The sequence below is a fragment of the Bacillus sp. SIMBA_154 genome (assembly GCF_046536015.1).
GTDB classification, from domain to species: domain Bacteria; phylum Bacillota; class Bacilli; order Bacillales; family Bacillaceae; genus Bacillus; species Bacillus pumilus_P.
The window spans coordinates 1-240 of the sequence record NZ_JAWJBV010000616.1 but is presented as its reverse complement, the minus strand read 5'-3'; the positions used below and the strand labels follow the sequence as shown (position 1 = coordinate 240).

Genomic DNA, 240 nt, shown 5'->3' with positions numbered 1-240 from the left:
CGATTGTATCTTACAATAGACGGGCAGACACCATTCGAATTATTCCCAATGACGGAAACCCGTTATTTTGTCAGGGCGCTGCCGCTTGAAATTGAATTTGCAGGTGATAAAGCACACAGAGCCCCGCATTTTGTTTTATATCAGGACGGCACAGAAGAACCGGCTGTGCGGATAGATTGAGTGACATGCAAAACAAAACCGCCGTCCTGAGAAGACGGCGGTAATAGAAAGGTCAAACCC

General features: G+C 47.1%; 1 pseudogene. It reads left to right on the top strand.

Going from position 1 to position 240, the window contains the following annotated elements:
• Positions 1 to 180: pseudogene (locus R0K30_RS23355) on the top strand (penicillin-binding protein); the annotation flags it as partial.
• Positions 181 to 240 lie beyond the last annotated feature (60 nt).